Genomic DNA, 9,068 nt, shown 5'->3' on the forward strand with positions numbered 1-9,068 from the left:
GCTCAACCTTTCTGCGAGGCGCGCAGCGCCTGGCCGAGGTCGTCGGTGATGTCGGCCGCCGACTCCAGCCCGACCGACAGCCGAACTAACTCCTCGCCGACGCCGGCGGCTTGCAACTGCTCGGCACTCATCTGCTGGTGAGTGGTCGAGGCCGGATGAATCACCAGCGTCTTGGCGTCGCCGACATTGGCGAGGTGGCTGGTCAGCCGCAGCGCCTCGATGAACTTCTTGCCGGCGGCGCGGCCGCCCTTGATGCCGAACGACACGATCGAGCCGGCGCCGTTCGGCAGCAATTGCTTCGCCAGTTCGTAATCGGGGTGAGTGTCGAGCGAGGGATGCAGCACCCAGTCGACCGCCTTGTGCGCGGCAAGAAACGCAATCACCGCTTGGGTGTTGGCGATGTGGCGATCCATCCGCAGTCCCAGCGTTTCGACGCCCTGCAGCAATTGAAAGGCGTTGGTCGGCGACAGGCACGCGCCGAAATCGCGCAGCCCTTCCATCCGCGCCCGCATGATGAAGGCCGGCGGGCCGAACTGCTCGTCAAAGACGATGTCGTGATAGCCGGCATAAGGCTCGGTCAACGTCGGGAATTTGCCGGAGCCGTGCCAGTCGAAGCGGCCGCCGTCGACGATCGCGCCGCCGATCGCGATGCCGTGGCCGCCGATCCATTTGGTCGCGGAGTTCATCACGATGTCGGCGCCGTGCTCGATCGGCCGGCACAGATAGGGCGTGGCGAAAGTGTTGTCGATGAGTAGCGGGATCTTCACCTCATGCGCGATCGCGGACACGCGCGGAATGTCCAGCACTTCAAGGCCGGGATTGCCGATGGTCTCGCCGATCACGAGCCTGGTATTCGGTTTGATCGCCGCGGCGAGGCCGTCGAGGTCGCGCGGCTTCACGAACGTCGTGGTGATGCCGAAGCGCGGCAGCGTATGCGCGAGCAGGTTGATGGTGCCGCCATAGAGCGATGAGGAGGCGACGATGTGATCGCCTGCATTGAGCAGCGTGGCGATGGCCAGATGCAGCGCCGCCATGCCGCTCGCGGTGCAGACCGCGCCGACGCCGGCTTCCAGCGCGGCGAGCCTTTCTTCTAGCACTGCGGTCGTTGGATTGGAGATGCGGGTGTAGATGTGACCGGGGCGCTCGAGGTTGAACAGCGCCGCGGCGTGATCGGCGTCCTGAAACACATAGGACGTGGTCTGATAGATCGGCACGGCGCGCGAGCCGGTGAGCGGGTCGGGGCGCTGGCCGGCGTGCAGGCTGAGGGTCTCGAAACCGGGTGGTTTGGGTGCGGGCATCGGCAAAACTCGTGCAAAAAAACTTGCGGCAAACCTGGGGCAGTGTTTACGCCGGCTGATCGGCCAATCCCACCGCCCACAACGCGAAGCCGTAGACGATCGCGACCTCGTCGAGCCGGTTGAAACGCCCCGACGCGCCGCCGTGGCCGGCGCCCATATTGGTGCGCAGCAGCACCGGACCGCCGCCGGTCATGGTGGCGCGCAATCGCGCGATCCATTTCGCCGGCTCCCAATAAGTGACGCGCGGATCGCTCAATCCGCCCATCGCCAGAATTGCCGGATAGATTTTCGCCGCGACATTGTCGTAGGGCGAGTAGGACAGAATCGTCTTGAAGTCGGCTTGGCTGGCGATCGGGTTGCCCCACTCCGGCCATTCCGGCGGCGTCAGCGGCAGCGTGTCGTCGAGCATGGTATTCAGCACATCAACAAAGGGCACTTCGGCGACGATGCCGGTGAACAAGTCGCCGGCGCGGTTGGCGATCGCGCCCATCAACATGCCGCCGGCGCTGCCGCCATGGCCGACGATGCGTTTTTCCGATGTGTAGTTGGCGGCGATCAGCGCCTTCGCGCTGGCGGCGAAATCGTCGAACGAATTGGTCTTCTTCTCGCGCTTGCCGTCGAGATACCAGCCCCAGCCCTTGTCGGCGCCGCCGCGGATATGCGCGATCGCATAGACGAAGCCGCGATCGACCAGCGATAATCTATTCGCGGAGAACGACGCCGGCATCGCCATGCCATATGAGCCATAACCATAGAGCAGCAGCGGCGCGCTGCCGTCGCGCGCAAGGTCCTTGCGGTGCAGGATCGACACCGGCACTTCGGCGCCGTCATGCGCCGTCGCCATGATCCGGGTGGTGACGTAGTCGGCCGGATTGTGGCCGGAGGGAATCTCCTGGCGCTTGCGCAGCGCCCGCTCGCGCGTCGCCATGTCGTAGTCGTAGACCTCCGATGGCGTGGTCATCGACGAATAGGAAAACCGCAGAGTGCTGGTGTCGAATTCGTAGGAACCCATGGTGTCGAGCGAATAGGCCGCCTCGTCGAAGGCGATGGCGTGTTCTTCGCCATTGGCGAGATCGCGGATCACGATCGAGGGCAGCGCGCCCTCGCGCTGCAGCCGCACCATGTGTCCGGCATAGAGTTCGACGTCGAGAATGTAGATCCCGGCGCGGTGCGGGATCAGGTCGCGCCAGTTGGCGCGCGCCGGTGCTGCCAGCGGCGCAACGACCACCTTGAAGTCGATGGCGTCGTCGGCATTGGTCAGGATGTATAATTGCTCGCCGCGATCGGCGACCGAATATTGCACGCCGCTTTGCCGCGCAGCGACCAGCCGCGGTTTTACGGCGGGATCGGCGAGATCGATCAGCCAGTGCTCGGAGGTCTCGTGGTCGCCGCCGGCGATCACGCAGAACCGGCCGGAGGAGCTCTCATGAATATGGGTGAACCAGCCGGAGTCCACCTCCTCATAGACCAGCGCGTCGTCGGATTGCAGCGTGCCGAGCTTGTGGCGCCAGACCTGCATCGGGCGGTGGTTGTCGTCGAGCTTCACATAGAAGAACGCCGAGGAGTCCAGACTCCACACCACGCCGCCGTCGCTAGCCTCGACCACCTCGGCGTGGTCGAGGCCGCTCGCCCAGTCGCGCACCCTTATCGAAAAATATTCCGAGCCGCTGGCGTCGGCGCTCCAGGCTTCGAGCCTGTGATCCGGCGAATGCCGCGCGCCGCCGAAGCGAAAATAGTCCGAGGCCTTGGCGAGTTCGTCGCCGTCCAGCACCACATGCGGCTCGCCGCCGTCGCGCGGGGTGCGCGCGATCATCTCGTGCTGGCCGCCCTCGCGGAACTTGCGCATATAGGCGTAGGGACCGTCCGGCGACGGCACGCTGGAGTCGTCCTCCTTGATGCGCCCGCGCATCTCGGCGACCAGGGTCTTCTGCAGGCCGGCGGTGTGGCCGAGCAGGCTCTCGGTATAGGCGTTCTCGGCCTCGAGATAGCTCCTGATGTCGGGATCGAGCACGGAGGAATCCCGCAGCACCTCCTGCCAGTTCGGATCCTTCAGCCAGGCATAGTCGTCGGTGAGCGTGATCCCGTGGGTGGTGAATTGATGCGGGCGTCGCGGCGCCACCGGGGCGGCAGGCGGGGTGTGGCGATCGCGACTCTGGGTCATCCGGTCTCTCTTGGGCTGGTGGCTCGGCGGGGTTTTGACCTTACCGCCTTGCGGCGGACGGCGATAGCCGCCGATCCTGGTTGAGCCGGCTTCTGCGACGGAGCCCCGGGGCCGCCGCTGCGACATCGAAGCGGATTAGCCCCGGCCGGCGAGTTCTGTTATTCTGCGGCGCAACGCGGCGCTGCCGCGCGAGGAGACATCAATGCGAAGATTGTTGACGATGCTGGCGGCGCTGGCGACCCTGAGCCTGACCAATTGCGGCTACAACACCATCCAGAGCAACGACCAGGAGGTCAAATCGACCTGGTCGGAAGTGGTCAACCAGTATCAGCGCCGCGCCGATCTGGTGCCCAATCTGGTCAATTCGGTGAAGGGCTTCGCCCAGCAGGAAAAGGACGTGCTGCTCGGCGTCACCAACGCCCGCGCCAAGGTCGGCAGCATCCAGGCGACGCCGGAGGTGTTGAACGATCCCGCCGCGTTCCAGAAATTCCAGGCCGCGCAGGGCGAACTTTCCAGCGCGCTGTCGCGCCTCCTGGTGGTCACCGAAAATTATCCGCAGTTGAAATCCGACGCGCTGTTTCGCGATCTGATGGCACAGCTCGAGGGCACAGAAAACCGCATCACCGTGGCGCGCAACCGTTACATCAAGGCGGTGCAGGACTACAACGTCACGGTGCGCTCGGTGCCGACCAATTTCACCGCGCTGCTGTTCGGCTACAAGGAAAAGCCCAACTTCACCGTCGCCAACGAAAACGAGATCTCCACCGCGCCGAAGGTCGATTTCAATCCGCCGCCGGCACCGGCGGCGCCCGCACCGGCGAAGTAGCGACGGACGACGCGGCGTGGCCGCGATGCGCGCGATCAAGGGCCTGCTGGTCGTCGTGATGCTGTGCTTCGGCTTTGCCGCCGAAGCGCAGGTCGCGGTGCCGCCGCTGACCGGGCGGGTGGTCGATCAGACCGCCACCTTGAGCAGCGAGGCGATCGGCAGGCTCGATCAGAAGCTGAGAGATTTCAAGGCCCGCAAGGGCAGCCAGGTCGCGGTGCTGATCGTATCCAGCACGCAGCCCGAGGCGATCGAGCAATATTCGCTGCGGGTTGCGGAGGCCTGGAAGATCGGCCGCAAGAAGATCGACGACGGCGCCATCCTGCTGGTCGCCAAGGCCGACCGCAAACTGCGCATCGAGGTCGGCTACGGCCTGGAAGGCGCGCTCAACGACGTCACCGCCAAGCGCATCATCGACGAGATCATCACCCCGAAATTCAAAGCCGGGGATTTCGCCGGCGGCATCGAGGACGGCATCGACAAGATGCTCGGCGTGATCGACGGCGAGCCGCTGCCAGTGCCGCAGCCGCAGCACGACTGGGGCGAGGGCGGCTTCGACCCCGGTGAGCTGTTCAATCCGGTGCTGATCATCGCCGCGCTGGCGCTGAGCGGCATCATGCGGGCGATGCTCGGCCGGCTGCTGGGCGCGGTGGCGACCGGCGGGCTGGTCGGCGTGATCGCCTGGTTGATCGCCGCGTCATTGATCACCGCGGGGCTCGCCGCATTGCTGTCATTCGTGTTCGCACTGTTCAGCGACGCGTTCACCTCCGGCGGCGGCTATGGTCGCGGCAGCGGCAGCGGCGGCTGGTCCGGCGGATCGTCGTCGGGCGGCTCCAGCGACAGCGGCTGGAGCGGCGGCGGCGGCTCGTTCGGCGGCGGCGGCGCCTCGGGGAGTTGGTGAGCATGGGCCTCAAACGCATCGGCAGGCATCTCTGGGCCAACCGCTCGCGGGTGCAGAAGGCGTTCCCGCCGCGCACCCTGGACGCCATCGAACACGCCATCCGCGCCAGCGAGGCCTCGCACGCCGGCCAGATCCGTTTCGTGGTGGAAGGCGCGCTCGACGGCGCGCCGCTGTTTGCCGATCAGCCGGCGCGGCAACGCGCGCTCGACGTGTTCTCGCAATTGCGGATCTGGGACACCGAGCACAACAACGGCGTGCTGCTCTATGTGCTGCTCGCCGACCGCAACGTCGAGATCATCGCCGACCGCGGCATCGACGCCAAAGTCGACGCCGCCGAGTGGGAAGCGATCTGCCAGGCGATCGAAGCCGACTTCCGCGGCGGGCGTTTCGAGCAGGGTGCGGTCAACGGCATCCAGGCGATCGGCCGCCACCTCGCCGCGCATTTCCCCGGCGACGCCAATGATGCCAACGAGCTGCCGGACGGTCCGGTGGTGATCTAGAGCTATTTCCGGTTCTGATAGAATCGGAACCGGAGCTCTCGATTCCTGATTTGACGGGTTTTCTTCAGGCGAAGCGGGCTCCGCTTCGCGCGAAACCGCTATGGCCACTTTGGCGACAAATTTCGGCCAGCAATGCCGGCTAATCGCGGAGCCGTCGATGGGCCCGGAACAAATCCTAAAATTTTCGTAACCCGCGGCGAGGGTAATCATTTCGCAACTATCAAAGTGACTAATTGGTCAACCTTTACTGGAGAATGCGTCGTGAGTGCAGAGCAGGGTGACAGCGTTGAAGCCAGCCATGGTGCGATCGCCGGCGGGGCGTCCCCGGCCGGGGCCACTCCCGCCACATCGTCCGCCGCGACCGAGCCGGTGAAAGCCGCGCCGCCGGCCGCGGCTGCCGGACCCGCGCCTTCGGCGGCGTCGGATCAGCCGCATTCGGATCCCGTCCATGTCGAGGGCGCGCCCAATCTCGTCCCGGAGCACAGCGGCCCGACCCAGCCCGCCAAGGACGCGGCGGCCGCGGCCGCCTCGCCGCGCGCGGGCCAGATCACCATCATGTCGCCGCTGCGCGATTGGGACGACCGCATCGGCGGCGAACAGCGCTCCTCCGCAGAGGCGCCGCGCGGCCTGTTCGGCAAGCGCCGCGCCACGGCGATGGCCGCGGTGATCGCGGTGGCGGCGATCGCCGGCGCGCTCGGCGGCGCGTTGGCGACCGCGAGCCTCGGCCATCCGGTGGCGGACACCAGCGCCGTGACCAGGCAGACCCAGGCGCTGAACGAGCAGATCGCCCGGCTCGACGCCGATCTCGCGGCGCTGAAGGGCAATGTCGATCATTCCGCCAAGCAGACCGCGGCGCAGATCGCGCAGCTCGGCAAGGCCGGGGACAAGCCCGACAAGACCGGCGACCGCTTCGACAAGGTGGAGAAGGCGCAGGCCGATGCCGCGACCAAGCTCGCGAAATTGAGCGACGCGGTCGACAAATTGAAGGCGCCGACCCCGGTGGCCGCGGCGCCCGCCGCCACGCCGGTTGCGGCGAAGGACGCCACCGGCTCGCTCGCTGCGAGCAATGCGAATGCGGCTGCGACGACCAGCGCCGCCGCCCAGCCGCCGAAGCCGGAGCTGGCGCGGTTGCCGACGGTGCCGGGCTGGGTGCTGCACGACGTCGCCAACGGCGCCGCGGTGATCGAAGGCCGCCAGGGCATGTTCGAAGTCTATGCCGGCGATCCGATTCCCGGCCTCGGCCGGGTCGACGCGATCCGCCGCCAGGACGGCCGCTGGGTGGTGGTGACCAGCCGCGGCCTGATCGTCGCGCGCTGAGCGTCATTGTGAGCCGAGGACGGCGCTTTGCGCCGGCCGACCAGCGAAGCAATCCAGCGGCTGCAAACCGAGCTCTGGATTGCTTCGTCGCAAGAGCTCCTCGCAATGACGAACTCAAACGCTCGGATTCGTTAAGCGCATTATTAGGCGGGCCTCAGCCCACCGTGCCCGACGCGCGCAGCCGCGCGATCGCCGCGTCGTCGAAGCCGGCGCCGCGCAGGATTTCGTCGCTGTGCTGGCCGACCGCCGGCGGATGCCGCGGCTGCACCTTGGCGCTGCCCTCGACCCAGATCGGGCTGTTGACGGTGAGCAGCGTGTCGTTTTCGAACGGCACCAGCACGTCATTGTCGAGCATCTGCCGGTCGGTCGGAATGTCGTCGAGGATGCCGACCACGCCGAACACCAGGCCGTTGCCGTCGAGAAGGTCGCGCCACTGCGCCAGATCCTGCGCGGCGAAAATCGTGTCGAGGATCGCGATCAGTTCGACCGAGTGGGCGTGACGCGCGGCCTTGGTGGCGAATCGCGGGTCATCGATCAAGTCGTCGCGGCCGAGGCATTTCGCCAGCACCGGCCACTGCTTGTCCTCGTTGAGCAGCGACAGGATGATCCAGCGGCCGTCGCGGCAGCGATAATGATTGACCATGGCGTTGAGCGCGCGTTCGCGCGGCCGCCGCTCGTCAAACGTCGCGCCGCACAGTTTCGCCTGCGCCAGCACGCTACTTGCCCACACCCCGTTGGCCATCAGATTGGATTTGACGTGGGCGCCCTTGCCGGTGCGCTCGCGCCGATACAGCGCGGTGACGATCGCGCCATACAGCGCCATCGCGCAGGGATGGTCGCCCATCCCGGCGATCGAGCGCGCCGGCGTGGTGTCGTCGTCGGCGCGCACCAGATCCATCAATCCGGAGCGCGCCCACCAGGCGTTGCTGTCGAAGCCGGGCTTGTTGGCCTCCGCGCCGCGGTCGCCATAGCCGGTGAAGCAGGCATAGATCAGCCGCTCGTTCAGCGGGCTGAGATCGGCGTAGCTGACGCCGAGCCGCTCGCGCACCAGCGGCGGAAAATTGGTGATGAAGACGTCGGCGCCCGCCACCAGCCGGCGCAGCACCGCCTGGCCCTCCGGCTTGCTGAGATCGAGTGCCAGGCTCTTCTTGTTGCGGGATTCCATCAGCCAGGCGTAGTTATGCGGGCTTTGCGGATAGCCCGGCAGCTTCGGCAGGTTGCGATACGGATCGCCGGCGCCGGGCGGCTCGATCTTGATGACGTCGGCGCCGAAATCGGACAGCACCGTCGCCGCAGCCGGCGCCGCGATGAAGCTGGCGCAGTCCAGCACCTTGAGGCCGTCGAATATCCCGTCGTCCATGTCGGATCGTCCCCGGCGGTTGTTGTTGTTGGAGGCGGTCGCAGTGGTGCGCGCGCGGTCGGCGGCCGCGTCGCCGCCCGCCGACATTTGACCCGTGTTGACCGCGCGATGCAACGCCGCGGCGATCATCGTGCGCGGCAGCGGCGAACGGCGAACGGCGCGCGGCGGCGAGCTGCGGCGAGCTGCGGCGAGGGCGGACGTCATGCGGAAAATTTATTTTCGCCGTCGCGAGCCTTGCCGGGAAACATTTGTCGGCTGGCGCGTTGCTCCAGCCTGAATTTCACGTGGTGACTCCGCGAAATTTTTTCGGCTTGGCCCTCGCGACGGCGTCGTCGCGGTGCTGTTGTGGATAACTCGCAGCGCAACTTCGTCAATAAAATTGCGGGTTTTTGCAATCGTCGCGGAACTGTCGTGCGGGTTTCATTTTTCTCGACGCGTCGCTTCGAAACGGTGTTGACAGTCCGGAGAGCCCGGGACTATAAACCGGCCACTGGACGCGGCGTTGTTTTGGCCCTGGCCGAAACGAACTAAGCGCGCTTCTAGCTTCTCTCATCGAGATGAGTGAAAAGCAGCCGAGAGTTATCGGTTGCGATTTGTCGTCGGATGAGGGTATACGACGCTCCCTTGGTTGGGGGTGCTGCTTCCTCCGGGAAGTGACATGGTCTCTTCGGAGATCGCTTCCTTCGGGGAGTGTTAGCTTCCTTCGGG

General features: G+C 66.2%; 7 protein-coding genes. 4 read left to right on the top strand and 3 right to left on the bottom strand.

Annotation, left to right across the window (positions count from 1 at the left end):
- Nucleotides 1-2 precede the first annotated feature (2 nt).
- Both VGC77_RS03815 and VGC77_RS03820 read right to left on the bottom strand, forming a co-directional pair.
- Nucleotides 3-1,298 (bottom strand): O-acetylhomoserine aminocarboxypropyltransferase, encoded by a 1,296-nt coding sequence (locus VGC77_RS03815; protein WP_331170238.1) that lies wholly within the window; start codon nt 1,296-1,298, stop codon nt 3-5.
- A 46-nt stretch (nt 1,299-1,344) separates the two neighbouring features.
- On the bottom strand, nt 1,345-3,459 hold the full coding sequence (locus VGC77_RS03820; RefSeq protein WP_331170239.1) for a S9 family peptidase: 2,115 nt from the start codon (nt 3,457-3,459) through the stop codon (nt 1,345-1,347).
- 202 nt (nt 3,460-3,661) lie between these two features.
- Between VGC77_RS03820 and VGC77_RS03825 the strand changes: the two genes are divergently transcribed.
- The 4 genes from VGC77_RS03825 to VGC77_RS03840 all read left to right on the top strand — a co-directional run bounded on the left by VGC77_RS03825 (nt 3,662) and on the right by VGC77_RS03840 (nt 7,000).
- Entirely contained in the window at nt 3,662-4,285 is a 624-nt protein-coding gene (locus tag VGC77_RS03825) for a LemA family protein (RefSeq protein WP_331170240.1), read from the top strand.
- Between the two features lie 25 nt (nt 4,286-4,310).
- Entirely contained in the window at nt 4,311-5,183 is an 873-nt protein-coding gene (locus VGC77_RS03830; RefSeq protein ID WP_331170246.1) for a YgcG family protein, read from the top strand.
- A gap of 2 nt (nt 5,184-5,185) precedes the next feature.
- Entirely contained in the window at nt 5,186-5,683 is a 498-nt protein-coding gene (locus VGC77_RS03835) for a TPM domain-containing protein (protein ID WP_331170241.1), read from the top strand.
- Between the two features lie 261 nt (nt 5,684-5,944).
- Entirely contained in the window at nt 5,945-7,000 is a 1,056-nt protein-coding gene (locus tag VGC77_RS03840) for a hypothetical protein (protein WP_331170242.1), read from the top strand.
- Between the two features lie 154 nt (nt 7,001-7,154).
- On the opposite strand, the gene VGC77_RS03845 is transcribed toward VGC77_RS03840, so the two are convergent.
- Nucleotides 7,155-8,360, bottom strand: coding sequence for a CoA transferase (locus VGC77_RS03845; RefSeq protein WP_331170247.1), 1,206 nt, complete (start codon nt 8,358-8,360; stop codon nt 7,155-7,157).
- Between the last annotated feature and the right edge of the window lie 708 nt (nt 8,361-9,068).

The sequence above is a fragment of the Rhodopseudomonas sp. genome, assembly GCF_036404135.1.
Taxonomy (GTDB): domain Bacteria; phylum Pseudomonadota; class Alphaproteobacteria; order Rhizobiales; family Xanthobacteraceae; genus Rhodopseudomonas_A.

What these genes read in the sequence shown, in the direction of transcription:
- VGC77_RS03835 (WP_331170241.1), top strand. Translation starts at nt 5,186, where the DNA reads ATGGGCCTCAAACGCATCGGCAGGCATCTCTGGGCCAACCGCTCGCGG.
- VGC77_RS03830 (WP_331170246.1), top strand. Translation starts at nt 4,311, where the DNA reads ATGCGCGCGATCAAGGGCCTGCTGGTCGTCGTGATGCTGTGCTTCGGC.
- VGC77_RS03820 (WP_331170239.1), bottom strand. Translation starts at nt 3,459, where the DNA reads ATGACCCAGAGTCGCGATCGCCACACCCCGCCTGCCGCCCCGGTGGCG.
- VGC77_RS03845 (WP_331170247.1), bottom strand. Translation starts at nt 8,360, where the DNA reads ATGGACGACGGGATATTCGACGGCCTCAAGGTGCTGGACTGCGCCAGC.
- VGC77_RS03825 (WP_331170240.1), top strand. Translation starts at nt 3,662, where the DNA reads ATGCGAAGATTGTTGACGATGCTGGCGGCGCTGGCGACCCTGAGCCTG.
- VGC77_RS03815 (WP_331170238.1), bottom strand. Translation starts at nt 1,298, where the DNA reads ATGCCCGCACCCAAACCACCCGGTTTCGAGACCCTCAGCCTGCACGCC.